Below are 17,710 nucleotides of genomic sequence, written 5' to 3'. Positions count from 1 at the left end.
AGTAAAGAATGCCTAATAGTCAAAAGATTCGTCATTCGTTATCATCTGCGCAGTTTGGTATGTGGTTTGCGCAACAATTAGATCCGCTTAATCCGATTTATAATACTGGGGAATATATAGAAATAAAAGGAAATATTAATCATGAAATTTTCGAGTTAGCTGTACGTAAAGTGGTAAAAGAAGCAGAAGCACTTCATGTTCGTTTCGAAGAGGATGAAATTGGCCCATGGCAAGTTATTGAGGAATCGTCAACGTTTCATATGCATTTTATTGACGTTCGTAAAGAGGGAAATCCTGAAGAAGCTGCTAAAGTATGGATGAAAAATGATTTATCTGTACCGATAGATTTAAAAGAAGATAAATTATTTACTGAAGCACTTATTCAAGTTGAAAATAATCGTTTCTTTTGGTATCAGCGCATCCATCACATTGTGATGGATGGCTATGGATTTTCACTTCTTAGCCAAAAGGTAGCGAATGAGTATACATCACTTATAGAAGAAACAAATAAGAATGAAAAGCCATTTGGTTCTCTTGCAAAAATTGTACAAGAAGATAATGAGTATCGTGAATCTAAACAATTTCAGGAAAATCGTACTTTTTGGCTAGAAAAGTTTGCAGATGAACCGGAAGTTATAAGTTTAGCAGAACGAGCGCCGAGAACATCAAATGGATTTTTACGAGAAACTGCTTATTTATCAAATGCTAGTACGAAAACTTTACTAGAAGATATTAATATTTCGTTAACGAGTTGGCCCGAATTTGTTGTAGCTGTAACAAGTATTTATATGCATAAATTAACAGGTGCAAATGATATTGTTTTAGGTTTACCGATGATGGGGCGTCTTGGTTCTGTATCTATTCATACACCTAGCATGGTAATGAATTTAGTTCCACTTCGTCTAAAGTTAACTCCAAATATAACTTTTGCAGAATTAATACAGCAAGTTTCTAAAGAAATTCGAGACGTACGTCGTCATCATAAATATCGTCATGAGGAATTAAGAAGAGACTTAAAGTTACTAGGTGAAAATCAAAGGTTGTTTGGGCCGTTAGTGAATGTTATGCCTTTTGATTACGGGCTTAACTTTGCTGGAAATCGTGGTATTACACATAATTTATCAGCAGGACCTGTCGATGACTTATCGATTAATGTATATAAGCGCTTCGATGAAAATGAGTTAATGATTCATTTTGATGCGAATCCGGAAGTATATAGCGATACGGAACTAGCATTGCATAAAGAAAGATTTATGAATCTATTAGAATTAGTGATAAATAATTATCACAAAGACGAGCCGATTGGAAAAATAAACATTACTCTTCCTGAAGAAAATCATAAAGTTTTATTGGAATGGAATGAAACGAAGAAAGCTGAAGAGCTAATTAATCTACCTATATTATTTGAAAAACAAGTACAAAAAAATCCAAATAAAATAGCAGTTACTTGTAACGGGATAAAACTTACGTATAAAGAGCTAAATGAACGAGCGAATGAACTAGCACACTATTTATTAGAAGAAGGAATAGAAGTAAATCAGTTTGTAGCCTTAGTATTTCCAAGATCAATAGAAATGGTAGTTAGTATGCTAGCAGTTCTAAAGGCTGGTGCAGCGTATTTACCGATAGATCCAGAATACCCAGCCGAGCGAATTCATTATATAGTAAATGATGCAAATCCGGCTTGTATCATAACACATTCATCTGTTTCATCTAATTTAGTTATAGAAAATGATATTAAAAAAATCGTATTAGATAGCGAAGAAACGAAAATAGCGTTAAAAACATATTCTCATATGAATTTACCATTTAAAAATGATGAATCACTTTTAAACCAAGCTTATACAATTTACACTTCAGGATCAACTGGAAATCCAAAAGGTGTAATTGTTCCTATGAAAGGTTTAAGTAACTTCTTATTAGCTATGAAAGATATGTTTTCATTAAATGAAAACGATCATTTATTAGCAGTTACAACGTTTGCGTTTGATATTTCTGCTCTAGAAATTTATTTACCTCTTATTAGTGGTGCAAGTTTAACAATTGCACAAAAAGAGGTAATCCAAGAGCCTTCTGCGTTAACGACATTGTTACAAGAAGAAAGAGCGACAATTATGCAAGCTACACCGACGCTCTGGCAGGCGTTAATAACTGAATATCCAGAGAGGTTACAAAGGCTAAACGTACTCGTTGGCGGTGAAGCTCTTCCGGCACATTTAGCAAATAAATTAAAAGAATTAGGTTGCTCTATAACTAACTTATATGGACCAACTGAAACGACTATTTGGTCTACTTTCATAAATATTGATGACAGTGAAAATGGTATACCTCCTATTGGAAGACCAATTTGGAATACAGAAGTGTACGTTTTGGATGCAGGGTTACAGCCTGTTCCACCTGGAGTTATCGGTGAATTATATATTGCAGGAGAAGGACTTGCGAACGGATATTTAGGAAAACCAGCGTTAACGGCTGAACGGTTTGTTGCAAATCCTTATGGAAAAGATGGAGCACGTATGTACCGCACAGGTGATCTTGTGAAATGGCGTAAGGATGGTGTGTTAGAGTACATTAGTCGCGCGGATCATCAAATTAAAATTCGCGGTTTCCGAATTGAATTAGCTGAAATTGAAACGGTATTACAACGACATGAAAATATACAACAAGCAGTGGTAATGGTACGAGAAGATCGTCCAAATGATAAACGAATCATTGCGTATATCGTTGCCGAAGAGAAGGAACCAATTAATCTTTCGGAAATTCGTTCTTATGTTTCAGAAAGTTTAGCGAATTATATGGTGCCATCGGCATTTGTTGTGCTAGAAGAATTACCATTAACACCAAATAGTAAGGTTGATAGAAAGAAATTACCTGCTCCTGATTTTAATGGAATGAACAATGAGAGAGTTGCTAGAAATCCGAAAGAAGAAATATTATGTGATTTATTTGCTGAGGTACTTGGTGTTTCGCGAATTAGTATAGATGATAATTTCTTTGAAATGGGTGGCCATTCGCTTCTTGCATCTCGTTTAATGGCAAGAATTCGTGAAACGTTAAGTGTAGAATTAGGAATCGGAAAGCTATTTGAATCACCAACTGTCGCTGAATTAGCGAACCAGTTGGATCGTGCAAAAAGCGCAAGACCAGCTATTAAGAAAGTAAGTAGGCCAAATGAAGTTCCACTTTCGTTTGCACAGCGCAGGTTATGGTTCTTAAATTGTTTAGAAGGTCCAAGTCCTACTTATAATATTCCGTTAGTCATTCGTATGTCTGGAAAATTGAATGAGGAAGCACTGCAAGGTGCCTTTTATGATGTAGTTGAGAAACATGAAACACTTAGAACGATTTTCCCGAATTCACTTGGCAGTTCATATCAAAGAATTCTAGAAATGGATAAATTGAATTTAAAAATGATTATAACAAATACATGTAAGGATGAATTAGAAAGTACACTGTCTGAAGCTGTAAGATATAGCTTTAATCTTGATATCGAACCAGCAATTCGTTTGCAACTTTTTAAAGTGAGTGAAAACGAACATGTTTTACTAATTCTTTTGCATCATATTGTAGGAGATGGATGGTCATTACAAGCGTTAACGAGAGACTTTACAGCGGCTTATAAAGCACGATGTCAAGGTGATAGTGTTCAACTAGAAACCCTTCCAGTTCAATACGCAGATTATTCACTATGGCAACAACAGCTATTAGGTGATGAAACAAAACCAGACAGTATTATTTCAACACAATTAGATTTTTGGAAAGAAGAGTTAAAAGGTTTACCAGATCAAATAGAGTTACCTACAGATTACCAGCGCCCAATTGAAACTAGTTATCGCGGGGAAACAATTCATTTTCATTTAGATGAAGGTATGCATAGTAGGTTAGTGGAGCTCGCTCGTAAAAATGGAGTTAGTTTGTTTATGGTGTTGCAAGCAGGACTAAGTGCCTTATTTACAAGATTAGGTGCTGGAACTGATATACCATTAGGTAGTCCGATTGCTGGAAGAAACGACGATGTACTCACGGATATAGTTGGTTTATTTGTAAATACATTAGTGTTACGCACAAATACATCAGGAGATCCAAGTTTTAAAGAATTATTAAATAGAGTGAAACAGGTAAACCTTGCAGCTTATGAAAATCAAGATGTTCCATTTGAACGACTTGTTGAAGTGTTAAACCCAGTACGAACTCGAAATAGTCATCCGCTGTTTCAAGTTATGTTAGCTTTCCAAAATACGCCAGAAGCAACGTTTAATGTACCGGATTTAGAAGCGAGCCTTGAAATTCAAAGTGTTGGTTCTGCAAAATTTGATTTAACATTTGAAATTAGCGAGAGTAACAGAGTTGATGGTACTCCAAACGGCTTACACGGATTGTTAGAGTTTAGTACCGATTTATATAAACGTGAAACGGTTCAAAAACTAATAGAACGATTCATTCTATTATTAGATGATGCAGAGAAACATCCGGATCAATCAATTGGTAGATTAGAAATATTAACTTTAGCAGAGCGAAATACAGTTTTAGAAAAGTGGAATGGTGGTTTTCAAATTGTACCTGAAATGACATTGCCACAATTATTTGAAAAGCAGGCTCATGTAAATCAAAATTCTATTGCTGTTGTCTTTGAAGATGAAAAGCTAACTTATGAAGAGTTAAATAGAAAAGCGAATAAAATAGCTCGTTTGTTAATAGCGAAAGGAATCGGTCCTGATCAACTTGTTGCTTTAGCGATGCCGAGATCTTTAAATATGGTTGTAAGCTTACTTGCTGTTCTTAAAGCTGGTGCGGGATACCTTCCGTTAGATCCGGATTATCCGTCAGATCGTATCTCATTTATGCTACACGATGCGAAACCATCATGTGTTTTAACAAATTCAGATGTGGAAATTGAATGTGATGAGGCACTAAAGATTTTAGTTGATGATGTGAACGTAATAGAAGAAATTGAGAAATATAGTGAAGACAATATAGATGAAATGGAGCGCATGAAGCCGTTATCTCCTTCACATATTGCTTACGTTATTTATACGTCAGGCTCAACAGGTAGACCGAAAGGGGTTATGATACCTCATCAAAATGTAGTAAGACTTTTAGGCGCAACTGATCATTGGTTCCAATTTGACGCAGACGATGTGTGGACGATGTTCCATTCATACGCTTTTGATTTCTCGGTTTGGGAAATTTGGGGACCTTTATTATATGGAGGGCGTTTAGTTGTAGTACCACATACTGTAAGTCGCTCGCCGAAAGAATTTTTACAGCTTCTTGTTAAGGAAAAGGTTACTGTTTTAAACCAAACTCCATCAGCGTTCTATCAATTGATGCAAGCAGATCGTGAAAATGAAGAGGTTGGTCAAAAATTATCTTTACGATATGTTGTTTTTGGCGGAGAAGCACTTGAACTAAGTCGATTAGAAGATTGGTATAGTCGTCATCCTTATAACGCACCGAAGCTTATTAATATGTACGGAATAACGGAGACGACGGTACATGTTAGTTATATTGAATTAGATGAAAGTATCGTATCTTTACGAGCAAATAGTTTAATCGGGTGCAGTATACCGGATCTTAAAGTATACGTATTAGATAACTATTTACAACCGATGCCACCTGGAGTAGTTGGAGAAATATATGTTGCAGGTGCAGGGCTCGCTCGTGGATATTTAGGAAGAGCAGGATTAACTGCTGAACGTTTTATCGCAGATCCATTTGGTAAGCCAGGTACAAGAATGTATCGTACAGGAGACCTAGCGCGCTGGCGTCAAGATGGGACGTTAGATTATATAGGACGTGCAGATCATCAAATTAAAATTCGTGGATTCCGAATTGAATTAGGGGAAATAGAAGCGGTAATAATGAAACATCCTAAAGTTGAACAAGTAGCTGTTATTGTACGGGAAGATCAACCAGGGGATAAACGATTAGTTTCTTATATCGTCGCATCAAATAATGAAACGATCGATACGAATGAAATGCGTCAGTATGTTGGAGGTAGTTTGCCAGATTATATGGTTCCATACGCTTTTGTAGTAGTAAATGAGTTACCTTTAACCCCAAACGGTAAATTAGATAGAAAGGCATTGCCAGCTCCAGAATTTATTGCATCATCTTCTAGCCGCGGACCGAGAACACCGCAAGAAGAAATGTTATGTGACTTGTTTACAGAAGTTTTAAGTGTGTCTCAAATTGGAATTGATGATGGATTCTTTGATCTTGGTGGTCATTCACTTCTTGCAGTGCAGCTGATGAGTCGCATTAAAGAGGCACTTGGAGTTGAACTAAATATCGGAACTTTATTTGCAGCACCTACTGTTGCAGGGCTTGCTGAAAGACTTGAAATGGGGAATGGTCAAAGTGCACTTGATGTGTTGCTTCCATTACGAGCAAGCGGAGATCAATTACCACTATTTTGTGTACATCCAGCAGGTGGATTAAGTTGGTGCTATGCAGGACTTATGAAATCTTTAGGAACAGATTATCCAATCTATGGTGTACAAGCACGTGGTATCGCTGAAAATGAAGAACTTCCAAAAAGCTTAGAGGAGATGGCGGCGGATTATTTAAAACACGTTCGTGAAATACAGCCTCACGGACCATATCGTTTACTCGGATGGTCGCTTGGAGGAAATGTTGTTCATGCTATGGCGGCGCAACTTCAAAATGAAGGGGAAGAAGTAGAATTACTCGTTATGCTGGATTCGTATCCTGGTCACTTCTTACCGAATACGGAAGCACCTACTGAAGAAGAAGCGTTAATCGCATTACTTGCTTTAGGTGGATATGATCCAGATAACATGGATGGTAAACCACTTACTATGGAAAGTGCGGTTGCAATACTTCGCAAAGATGGAAGTGCATTAGCAAGTCTTGAGGAAGAGACTATTTTAAACTTGAAAGAAACATATGTAAATTCAGTAGGGTTGTTAGGGAAATATGTGCCAAAAGTTTATAACGGGGATATTTTATTCTTTAGATCTACTGTTATACCAGACTGGTTTGATCCTATTTCTCCAAATACGTGGCTAAATTATTTAGACGGGGAAATCGTGCAGCATGACATTGATTGTAGACATAAAGATTTATGTCAGCCAGGTCCACTTACAGAAATTGGACAAGTGCTAGCGAAATATTTGCAGAATAAGAAAGGGGTAAGTAAAGTATGACGAATCCATTTGAAAATGATAATTACACATATAAAGTATTAATGAATGAGGAGGGCCAGTATTCTCTCTGGCCTGCCTTTCTCGATGTACCAATTGGATGGAATGTCGTACATGAAGAAGCTAGCAGACAAGTTTGCTTAGAATACGTTGAAGTTAACTGGAATGATTTAGAGCCGAAAAAAAATCAAATTAGCGAAAAAATATTAGTAGGAAAACAATAATGAAAGTAAAAATAAATCCAAAAGTAGTTGTAAGCATCGTTTATATAACAGCGATGTTTATGGCTGCGATGGATGCAACGATTGTGAATGTAGCACTGCAAACGATAAGCAAAGAACTGCAAGTGCCCCCATCTGCAATGGGGACTGTAAATGTTGGGTATTTAGTTAGCTTAGCTATTTTCCTTCCGATTTCTGGTTGGTTAGGAGATCGCTTTGGTACGAAAAAAGTATTTTTAACTGCCCTTTTCGTTTTTACAATTGCATCTGCACTATGTGGAATTGCTAATGATATTACTTCATTAAACACTTTTCGTATCATTCAAGGTGCTGGTGGCGGACTTTTAACACCAGTCGGGATGGCGATGTTATTCCGAACATTTTCACCAGAGGAAAGACCAAAAATTTCTCGATTTATTGTACTTCCAATTGCTGTAGCACCAGCGATCGGACCAATTATTGGTGGTTTCTTTGTAGATCAAATGTCTTGGCGCTGGGCATTTTATATTAATCTGCCGTTTGGTATCATTGCGTTGCTATTTGGACTTCTATTTTTAGCAGAGCATATTGAAAAATCGGCTGGTCGTTTTGATTCTCTCGGTTTTGTTCTTTCAGCACCAGGTTTTGCGATGCTCATCTATGCACTCAGTCAAGGACCGTCAAAAGGTTGGGTTTCTCCAGAAATAATTAGTATTGGGATAGCTGGGATTGTATTACTTACATTGTTTATTATTGTAGAACTTAAAGTAAAGCAACCGATGTTAGATTTACACTTATTAAAAGAACCGGTCTTTAGAAAAATGAGTCTTATTTCGTTGTTTTCATCAGCTGGTTTACTAGGAATGTTATTTATTTTTCCGCTTATGTATCAAAATGTAATAGGAGTTTCCGCGCTGGAATCGGGTCTTACTACATTCCCAGAGGCGATTGGATTAATGATTTCTTCGCAGATTGTACCATGGTCATATAAGAAATTAGGAGCTCGAAAGGTAATCTCTATTGGATTAGTAAGTACGGCGGTTATCTTTATTTTATTAAGTTTTGTAAATCATGATACGAATCCATGGCAAATTCGGGCACTATTGTTTGGCATTGGTATTTTCTTAGGTCAATCTGTCGGTGCGGTTCAATTTTCTGCTTTTAACAATATTGCACCACCTTCTATGGGGAGAGCAACTACTATATTCAATGTGCAAAACCGATTAGGATCTGCAATAGGAGTTGCTGTTTTAGCTAGTATACTATCTGGTTTTGGAAGTAATAACGTACAGAATAATGCACAGTCAGATTTTTTACCATATCAAGCAGCATTAATTGGATCAGCAATATTTTTACTCATAGCATTACTATTTTCTTTACGTATTTCTGATAAAGAGGTAATGTCAAAGAAGAATAAAAAGCCGTTATCTGTATTACAAAAAGAGAAAGAAGTTGTAAATGAATGAGTTGCAGCATGCTAATACTCTTTTGAAATAAAGTAATATTGGCATTTAAAAGGAGAGAGTTTACATGATAGAGAGTAAAGTTGTAGATTCTGTACCAACCCTTAATGAGAATAGTTGTCAAATATGGTGGGCAAGAATTTCAGATTTACAATCATGGCATTACAATTTACTAAATGATGTAGAGCGAGAGAAAGCAAATTCATATCATCATTCGGCAGACCGTGCGCGTTTTATAATAGGTTGTGTAATTAGTAGATTAGTACTTGGAAAGGTACTTTCTATGTCGCCAGTTCAAGTGCCAATTGATCGAATGTGCCCAGTATGTAAATTACAACATGGCAGACCACAGTTACCAGAAGGGATGCCGCAAATATCAGTCTCACATTCGGGTGAGTGGGTTGTTGTGGCATTTACTAAATCTGCACCTGTGGGTGTTGATGTTGAGCAAATGAATCCAAATATAGATGTTATGAAAATGGCAGAGGGCGTATTAACAGACATTGAAATAGCACAAGTTATGAAATTACCTGATGAGCAGCGACTAGAAGGGTTTTTAACATATTGGACTCGAAAAGAAGCAGTGCTGAAAGCGACAGGTGAAGGACTATTCATTCCACCAGTAGAAATTACAGTATCAGCTCCAAATGACCCTCCAAAATTGTTGATTTTTAAAGATAGACAAGAGTTAGCAGAAAATACAATGATGGAAGATGTAAGACCTAGTTTAGATTATATGGCTTCCATTGCAATATTTAGTAAAGAAGTAACTGAAATTACGCAGTTAGACGCGGGATTGCTATTAAATCATCGTTAATTTTTAATAAAATTTCTTATAGAAGAGGTGTTCCTCATGTTAGTAGCGGAAAATAGAAAAACTGAATTAACTTATAATGTACAGGCAATTAAAGATATGTTGTTTTCTAGAAATACGTCATCTATTCTAGCTTTAGAAAAACTTGTAAAAGATACAGTTCAGTTTGATGTACTTGAACAGGAAGCGCTTGATAGACAATACATTCCGAAAGAAGCAAAGAATTTCTTTGATAAAAACGGAACATTTCTTTATCGCGTATCTAATGTTAGTTATAAAGGTAAGGTGTTATCTGAAAATCTAATTTTTGCAGACACTTCGTTTTTACCGGATACAATAAAGAGTGAATTAGAGAGTGGAAATATTCCTGTTGAAAACCTTATAGAAAAGATGGAAGTAAGAAGAAACGTATTATATGAAGGATATCAGCCATCTGGAAATATTATCGAATTGTTTGATGGATGTTCTGTTGCGGCGAATGTTTATCCAACTAGAAAATATCAAATTGTAAGTAACTGCAAATGTGTATTTTATATTTGTGAAGTGTATCATGCAGAGAATATAAAGGAACTGCTTAAATAAACAATAAACAAGAAACCAGCCTATAAAATGGCTGGTTTCTTGTTTATTTAACAGCTTCTTTTAATTCTTTTCCTGCTTTAAATGCTGGAACTTTACCAGCAGCAATCTGAATTTCTTCTCCAGTTTGCGGATTACGCCCTGTACGAGCAGATCTTTCACGCACTTCAAAAGTTCCAAAGCCGATTAGTTGCACTTTATCGCCAGATTGTAATGCATTAGCAATTGTGTCAAATACGGATTGTACAGCTGCAGAAGCATCCTTTTGAGAAATATCAGCTGATTGTGCTACATTTTTAACTAATTCTGTTTTGTTCATGTTTTCACCTCATAAAAAATTTTTTAGAATGAATGTTTTAGTATAATGGTTAGTAAAGATAAAGCTAACTTTGTGATTAGAAAGAATGCTGTATATTTATGTTAATTTCGTTGAAAGAAACTGAATCCCTGCTAATATTTAGGGATTAATTAAGAATTGATGCATACAACAAGCTGTAATATGAGGATGAGGGGGAATATACGGATGATTTTTCGTGAAAAGAATGAGAAAGAAAGTATATTAATTCGTCAACATGATCATGGTTTTTTAGCTGGTGAAATTGCAAGACATATAATAGAAGATTTTTTTGAAGATAAAATATACTTAAAAGAGACAATTGATGCTATATATGAGCATGATAGAGGATGGATAGAGCTTGATAAAGTACCAATTTTGAATGATACTAAAAATATTCCATATACATTTATGGATTGTCCAAGTTCATTACGCTTTGTTTTTTATACGATTGGTTTGAATGCAATTGAAGAGTCAAATCCATACGGGGCGCTACTTTGTAGTAAGCACTTTTTATCATTTTCATTAAATGAGGAAGATGAAGAGATGGTGTCTTTTTATAAAAATGAATTGGAACGACAAAAAAGAATTTTGAAAACGTTAACAAAAGAACAATATGCGATGTTTGATAAACATTATAGATTATTAAAGTTTTGTGATGAACTTTCTTTATATGTATGTATGAATAAACCTGGTGTAAAAAAGAAAGATGAAATTGATTTATTTAAAGAGGGTTTTGAAGGAACAGAAATGTTTAATAGTAAGGGGGAGAAGCCTATTCAAGCTGAATGGGTGGATGAAGAAACAATTCAAATTACATCGTTTCCATTTAAAACGGAATTTTATACATATGTAAAATATAAAACTATAAATAAACATGAAGTTAAAGAAAAAGGGATTGTAAAAGCTGATAGAGAATCGGAAATGAAGAAGCAAAACATTCGTTTCATACAATAAGGAGGAGATTTAGATTGAAAGATTACATGTTAAAACAGTTTGATTACCATGCTTGGGCTAATACACGATTATTCAACCGACTAAAAGAGTTACCAAACTATGAGACAATTTTTAATGAACAGATACAGAGTGTATTCCCATCAATTAAGGATACTTTTGTACATATTTATATTACAGATCAAGTGTGGTTACACATATTGCATGGTAAAAGTATGAGTGAAGTAATACAAGACCGAGAAAAATTACGAAAACAAATCGAAACTAAATCGTTACATGAATTAGAAAAAATGTTTGAAAACATGGCAAATCAATATAAAGAATTTTTAAGTAGAATACAAGACGTAAATACTGTATTTGTTATTGAGAACCCATATGCAGGTGCATTAGACACTTCCATTTTAGAGTTAGTGCAACACGTCGTAAATCATGGTACATATCATAGAGGGAATATAACAGCAATGATCCGTCAACTTGGTTATTCATCTACAATGATGGATTTTGTACTTTATTTACATATGGTTCAGGAGGGAAAGGAATTGAAATAGAGAAAAAAGGAATGGCTTATTATAAATGAGCCATTCCTTTTTTTAGTGATTAACTTGCCTGTTTTTTATGACTTTCTTTCAATTTCTCTGCTTGTAAAAAGCGATTCGTTTCAGCGACAACAATACCACTTAATCCGATTAGACCAATTAAGTTTGGAATCGCCATAAGTCCATTTGCAATATCGGCAAATGTCCATACGACACCTAGCTTTAAATTAGCACCTATTGCAATCATAACGATAAAGATTGCTTTATAATATCGTACAGCACCTTGTCCGAATAAATAAGCTACACACTTCTCTCCGTAATACGACCAACCTAAAATAGTAGAGTAGGCGAATAATATAATGGCGATACCGAGAATCATACTACCAGCAGTACCGAATACGGATTGGAATGCTAATGTTGTAGCTTCAACACCAGTTTTACCTGATTTCCATGCGCCTGTAGTAATTAATACTAGCCCCGTAATTGTACATACAATAAATGTATCTAGAAAAGTACCAGTCATAGAAACTAAAGCTTGTTTTGCAGGTGAATCTGTTTTGGCAGCAGCCGCAGCAATAGGAGCACTTCCTAAACCAGCCTCGTTAGCAAATACACCACGTGCCATTCCTATTTGAATTGCAGATGCAACTGTTGCTCCGATAAAACCACCAGCAGCTGCAGTACCTTGAAATGCACCAGAAAAAATAAGTGAAAATGCTTCTGGAATTTGATCAAAGTGATAGAAAATAATAATAAGGCCAGCGATTATATAAAAGAATGCTTTAATAGGAACGATATATCCAGTAACTCTACCAATCTTTTTTACACCGCCCAAAATAACGATAGCGATTAAGAATGACATGAGTATACCAGTTAATGCAGGAGGGAAAGAAAAATTGATTCGCATTGCCTCTGCAACCGAATTAGATTGAACCATATTACCGATACCGAAAGAAGCAGCTGTGCCGAATATAGCGAATAAAACAGCCAGCCATTTTTTCCCTAAACCACGTTCTAAATAATACATTGGTCCACCGGAGTATTCACCATTTTCATTACTAACACGGTATTTCACCGCAAGGATTGCTTCGGCATACTTTGTTGCCATTCCAAATAAAGCAGTAATCCACATCCAAAAGATTGCGCCGGGTCCACCGATTGTCACAGCAGTTGCGACACCTGCTATATTTCCCATACCAATCGTTGCAGCCATAGCTGTCATCAGTGCTTGGAAGTGACTAATATCTCCAGAAGATGATGTATCCTCTGATTTTTTAAAAGCTAGTTTGTGAGCGTATATTAGTTTACTAAATTGTAAACCTTTTAAGCGCACTGTGAGAATGATACCAGTTCCAACAAGTAGCAACAAAGTTGGTAACCCCCACACATACTGATTAATTTGTTCTAATACTTTACTTACTGTCTCCATCTGTATTCTCCTTTTTTAGAAAAAATAAAAACCACTTCAAGGAAATGAAATGGTCTCTGGAGAAACAAGGGATAGAAAAATAAACCGATACAAATCGGCATTTTCTTTCGCTTGTCTCTGTCCTTTTACCTGAGAGATTATCCGCTAGATTAGCGGATTTGCTCCTTCGGTGCTCGTTTTCCTCCGCGCTATATTAAGCGAGAGGGAGTCTCTCCAGAGATTCGTCCCCATGCAGTTCTACTTGTAAACAAGACCTGAGAGTTTCAAAGTTGGTTCAGCAACTTTTTGCCCCGTCGGTAGATCAATAGACCTTCTCCTGAATGGTTCATCCGAATTATAAAATTAAAAACTTAAACGCATTGATTCTGTATAGAATCAATAAAAACATTATAGATATACAATTAGTGAAATGCAATCATTTTTTATTTTGAAATAGTAAATAAACTTATTTTTTTGGTATTCCTAATTTATCTTCTATTTTATGATCTCAGGAGAGATTACTTATTATATATTCGAAAAATGAATGGTGATAAAAGAGATAGGACGTAACAATGTAGGATTATTTATGTCTTACTTTCAAATTTTCAATTCTGAATTATTTGAATTATAATTGTTGTATGTGTGGAATAAACCAATATTTTATAGGGAAATGAGTTGATAAATTGCCAAGAATAAAAAAAATAGGGCGTTTTTGTTCTGTGGATGATGAAGGATTTATTATAAACGATGCACATTTTAATAAAATTCAGCCTGTGTTTTTGGAGGTAATACAAGAAATAAAGGATACTTGTTGTCAATTTTTGCGGGATGATTTGCACAGTGTTTATATAAGGGGTTCTATTCCAAGAGGGATTGGGATAGAAGGGGTTGCAGATGTAGATATGATTATATTAGTTCGAAAGAATCCTCAAGTAATTGACTTAAGCTGGAGAAAGGAGCTAGAAGTCCAAATTACACAGCAGTTTAATTGTATATCAGGAGTGGAGTTAAGTTTTTATAGTGAAAAAGAAGTAATAAACTCAGAGGATTTTTCTTTTATAGGATTTATGATTCAGACACATAGTGTATGTATATTAGGTGAAGACGTAAAATTATATTTACCTAAATATAAAGTAAGTCAGGAGATAGCGTATGAACATCTCATTCATTTGCGGAAACAAATTGAACAAACACACGAAGAGTTAATTCATAATAAGGACGTGGATGATATAGAGGATTGTTGTCGTTGGATCATGAAGATTGTAGTCAGGGCAGGTCTAGCATTAACAATTGATAGAGAAGGGCTGTATTCCAGGGATTTATATCCAGCATATGAGTTATTTAGTAAGCATTTTCCCGAACAAGAAAAAAATATGAGGAAAGCACTACAATATGTAATTGAACCGATAAAAGATATAGAAGAAATCTTATCATTTTTAGATACGTTTGGTGATTGGTTGATAGAAAAAGCAGAGGATTCTTTGAAAAATATACAAATTTAATAAACTATAATTTCATTATGTAAACAGATTGTGTTGAAGAATAGAAGAGAGGAGAGATATTGGGATTTTTACATTGTGGATGTATTCTCGCAAGGCAAGTATTCAGGTAATCAACTTGCGTTATTTATGGAAAATTAGGGATTTTCTAGTTGGGAAATCAATGATCTTAATGTCCGTGATTTTGCAGATTATTATGGAATCACAGAGGATGTGGCAACAGGAAGCTCAAATGGATGTTTAGCGGCGTATCTTATAAAATATCGTTATCTTGGAACGAAAAAGATAAATATGCATGTTGGACAAGGGGATGAGATAAATCGCCATTCTCTAATACATATAGAAGCAGAGGTGATTGAGAGTAAAATTAATGTTTGCGTTGGTGGAAAAATAGAAAGTATTGCAAGTGGGAAATGGACCGTATCATAAGGGGGATTAGAAATGCTATTAAAAACAATATTTTGCAAGGTGGAAGAAGAGAAAAGGGAATTGTTTTCTGATGCGCAAGAAAAATGGCGTGATTTACAGTATTTAGACGGATTCTATGGACAATTTGGTGGGTGGAATGAAGGGGAAGCGTGTGTATATACTTTATGGGAAGATAGAAATGCATATCAATCATTCATGAATGATGCTCATGATACAATTTTTTTAAATAGTAATCAAGAAGGCACATATATTTCCTGTAATATTGAAATGTTTCAAACGTTGTATGATATAACAGAAACTCCTTTGAAAGACGTAACTGCACAAGGGTCATTTGTAAGAGTTGCAATTTGCGATGTGAAAGAAGGAAAAGAAAAGTATTTTTTACATACGCAAGAAACAATTTGGAATAAAGGAATGGAAAATGCAAAAGGAATGTTAGGTGGAGTTGTTGGGAAGTCTTTAAAGACTGAAAATCGTTACATAGTATTAACGTATTGGCAAGATGAAATAGCACACGAACTCTATATGAAAGAAATTTTCCCAGAGTTATATCAGTCAGCAAATGTAAATGAGTATGTTGAAAATATAAATGGGAAGAGAGTTATTCGGAAGGAAGAATGGTCTGTTGCCGCTTCTAAATAAAGTTAGAACTTATTAAAGTAGCTAGTTTCGAAAAATTCAATACAGAACATTAGTCCTTGTGCAATTACTTTGTACAAGAATAAGAGGGGAGATATTTAAATGAGTAGAGTTTTAAGATTTGAATTGCAAGTCCCAAACCCTGAAGAAGCTATTCAATTTTATACAAATAGTTTTGGATGGAAGTTTGAAAAAATGCCTGGGCCACATGACTATTGGTTCATAATTACAGGTGAGAGTGATAGACCTGGTATCGATGGTGGATTAATGAAATCACCTGATGGTGCTACTAGGACAACTAATTCGATTGAAGTACCTTCAGTTGATGAGTACATAAATAAAGTTATTGAAAATGGTGGACAAGTAGTTGTACCTAAAACTGCTATTCCTAATATGGGTTACTTTGCTTATTGTATAGATAATCAAGGGCTACTTTTTGGAGTATGTGAAGAAAATAGTGAAGCGTAAAAAATTAGGGGAGTTCGAGATTATTTTGTTTGTTGAACGATGTTTTCTATCAAAGATTATAATTATTGAACACTTTTGTATAAAAACTAGTATTCGTTTAGTTGAAGAAGGATCCATTTTGATTATTTTCAAAAGGGTTCTTTTTTATTTTTCACATATTGTGAGTTATTTAGGCATGATTAATCAAACTTATATCGGTATATTATCTATGAAAAAAGTAAATAAATGATGTTATATTCAAGGGTTGATCTATTGACTGCTAAACAGTTTGAGGTGAAAAGGAAAAGAGGACCAATTATTTTCGTGTAAACATGTAATTAAGTGAAGACGTCATATACCCTTTCATGTTAATATATTTAAGTTATAATAGGAGGCTTACCCTTTTGTATTGTACGGTAGAAGCAGTGTGAGCTTGAAATTTTTTATGAAAAGGATGTGCCTAACTTGCGTATCAATAAATTTATTAGTGAAGCTGGAAAAGCGTCTCGACGTGGAGCAGATAAGTTAATTAACGAGAGAAAAGTAATTATTAACGGTAAGGTTGCAAAAATTGGTGACCAAGTAAATCCAGGTGATGACGTACGAGTAAATGGAGAGCAACTTCGTATTGCTCGAGACCATGTGTATATCGCTTTAAATAAACCAGTAGGTATTACATGTACAAGTGAAAAAGCAGTAAAAGGTAATATTATCGATTTAGTGAATCATCCTTTACGAATTAATCACATCGGACGTCTCGACAAAGACTCAGACGGTTTAATTTTGTTAACGAATGATGGCGATATCGTTAATGAGATTTTACGTGCTGAAAACAAACATGAGAAAGAATATATCGTTTCAGTAGATAAGCCGATTACACCGGAGTTTTTAGAAAAAATGGCAGCAGGTGTTAAAATTTTAGATACAAAAACACTTCCTTGTGAAGTAACACAGTTATCAAAATATGAGTTCCAAATTATTTTAACACAGGGGCTAAATCGTCAAATTCGCCGTATGTGTGAAGCTTTGGGTTATCAAGTATACACGTTAAAACGTACGAGAATTATGAATATTGAGTTGAATAATTTACCAGTCGGACAGTGGAGAGATTTATCGAAAAAAGAGAAAAAACGCCTATTTTCAGACTTAAATTACGAACCACAAGATTGGTAAAAAAGAGAAGGGGAGACCAAAAAATGTTTTTGGTTTCTTTTTTTTGAATAAAAAATATATTTTTAACAC

Annotated in this window: 14 protein-coding genes and 1 riboswitch; of the genes, 12 read left to right on the top strand and 2 right to left on the bottom strand. The window is 35.0% G+C overall.

All coding sequences use genetic code 11. The annotated features are described in order from the left end of the window. The first annotated feature begins 8 nt into the window (after nucleotides 1–8). The 5 genes from B5P40_RS16855 to B5P40_RS16835 all read left to right on the top strand — a co-directional run bounded on the left by B5P40_RS16855 (nucleotide 9) and on the right by B5P40_RS16835 (nucleotide 10,225). Nucleotides 9–7,169 (top strand): amino acid adenylation domain-containing protein, encoded by a 7,161-nt coding sequence (locus B5P40_RS16855; protein ID WP_113709498.1) that lies wholly within the window; start codon nucleotides 9–11, stop codon nucleotides 7,167–7,169. Then, nucleotides 7,166–7,390 carry an MbtH family protein gene (locus tag B5P40_RS16850; protein ID WP_000184075.1) on the top strand — a complete coding sequence of 75 codons (225 nt, stop codon included), beginning with the start codon at nucleotides 7,166–7,168 and terminating at the stop codon, nucleotides 7,388–7,390. Before B5P40_RS16855 ends, B5P40_RS16850 begins: the two co-directional genes overlap by 4 nt. Next, complete coding sequence (locus B5P40_RS16845; RefSeq protein ID WP_078176584.1) at nucleotides 7,390–8,832, top strand: MDR family MFS transporter; 1,443 nt, start codon at nucleotides 7,390–7,392, stop codon at nucleotides 8,830–8,832. Before B5P40_RS16850 ends, B5P40_RS16845 begins: the two co-directional genes overlap by 1 nt. Nucleotides 8,833–8,896: 64 nt before the next feature. Continuing rightward, nucleotides 8,897–9,646, top strand: coding sequence for a 4'-phosphopantetheinyl transferase Sfp (gene sfp / locus B5P40_RS16840; protein WP_078176585.1), 750 nt, complete (start codon nucleotides 8,897–8,899; stop codon nucleotides 9,644–9,646). Nucleotides 9,647–9,682: 36 nt separating this feature from the next. Then, on the top strand, nucleotides 9,683–10,225 hold the full coding sequence (locus B5P40_RS16835; RefSeq protein ID WP_002012778.1) for a hypothetical protein: 543 nt from the start codon (nucleotides 9,683–9,685) through the stop codon (nucleotides 10,223–10,225). 43 nt (nucleotides 10,226–10,268) lie between these two features. Here B5P40_RS16835 and B5P40_RS16830 read toward each other — a convergent pair whose 3' ends face one another. Beyond that, nucleotides 10,269–10,541, bottom strand: coding sequence for an HU family DNA-binding protein (locus tag B5P40_RS16830; RefSeq protein WP_002012780.1), 273 nt, complete (start codon nucleotides 10,539–10,541; stop codon nucleotides 10,269–10,271). Nucleotides 10,542–10,745: 204 nt separating this feature from the next. Here B5P40_RS16830 and B5P40_RS16825 point away from each other — a divergent pair, with 204 nt between their 5' ends. Together B5P40_RS16825 and B5P40_RS16820 are read left to right on the top strand one after the other, a co-directional pair. Further along, nucleotides 10,746–11,513, top strand: a complete 768-nt coding sequence (locus tag B5P40_RS16825) for a DUF3891 family protein (protein WP_002031912.1) — start codon at nucleotides 10,746–10,748, stop codon at nucleotides 11,511–11,513. Between the two features lie 14 nt (nucleotides 11,514–11,527). Then, nucleotides 11,528–12,058: a DinB family protein gene (locus B5P40_RS16820; RefSeq protein ID WP_002085719.1), complete on the top strand. Its 531-nt coding sequence runs from the start codon at nucleotides 11,528–11,530 to the stop codon at nucleotides 12,056–12,058. Between the two features lie 49 nt (nucleotides 12,059–12,107). Here the strand turns inward: B5P40_RS16820 and B5P40_RS16815 are convergent, their stop codons facing one another. Beyond that, complete coding sequence (locus B5P40_RS16815; protein ID WP_002012784.1) at nucleotides 12,108–13,475, bottom strand: alanine/glycine:cation symporter family protein; 1,368 nt, start codon at nucleotides 13,473–13,475, stop codon at nucleotides 12,108–12,110. A 107-nt stretch (nucleotides 13,476–13,582) separates the two neighbouring features. Then, a riboswitch (glycine riboswitch) is annotated at nucleotides 13,583–13,702 on the bottom strand. A gap of 435 nt (nucleotides 13,703–14,137) precedes the next feature. Here B5P40_RS16815 and B5P40_RS16810 point away from each other — a divergent pair. The 5 genes from B5P40_RS16810 (at nucleotide 14,138) to B5P40_RS16785 (ending at nucleotide 17,641) form a co-directional block, all read left to right on the top strand. Further along, nucleotides 14,138–14,956, top strand: coding sequence for a nucleotidyltransferase (locus B5P40_RS16810; RefSeq protein WP_113709497.1), 819 nt, complete (start codon nucleotides 14,138–14,140; stop codon nucleotides 14,954–14,956). A gap of 156 nt (nucleotides 14,957–15,112) precedes the next feature. Next, a complete protein-coding gene (locus B5P40_RS16805) occupies nucleotides 15,113–15,382 on the top strand; it encodes a PhzF family phenazine biosynthesis protein (RefSeq protein ID WP_113709496.1) in 270 nt (89 codons plus the stop codon). Between the two features lie 12 nt (nucleotides 15,383–15,394). Beyond that, a complete protein-coding gene (locus B5P40_RS16800) occupies nucleotides 15,395–16,024 on the top strand; it encodes a YdbC family protein (protein ID WP_002127296.1) in 630 nt (209 codons plus the stop codon). 99 nt (nucleotides 16,025–16,123) lie between these two features. Continuing rightward, nucleotides 16,124–16,489 carry a VOC family protein gene (locus tag B5P40_RS16795; protein WP_002031902.1) on the top strand — a complete coding sequence of 122 codons (366 nt, stop codon included), beginning with the start codon at nucleotides 16,124–16,126 and terminating at the stop codon, nucleotides 16,487–16,489. Nucleotides 16,490–16,933: 444 nt separating this feature from the next. Continuing rightward, complete coding sequence (locus B5P40_RS16785) at nucleotides 16,934–17,641, top strand: pseudouridine synthase (RefSeq protein ID WP_002085707.1); 708 nt, start codon at nucleotides 16,934–16,936, stop codon at nucleotides 17,639–17,641. Nucleotides 17,642–17,710 lie beyond the last annotated feature (69 nt).

Origin of the sequence: Bacillus sp. SRB_8 (assembly GCF_003264205.1) — a bacterium.
In the GTDB taxonomy this organism is placed as follows: Bacteria; Bacillota; Bacilli; order Bacillales; family Bacillaceae_G; genus Bacillus_A; species Bacillus_A mycoides.
Note: the sequence above shows the minus strand (reverse complement) of the source record. Positions and strands in the feature narration are given on the sequence as shown.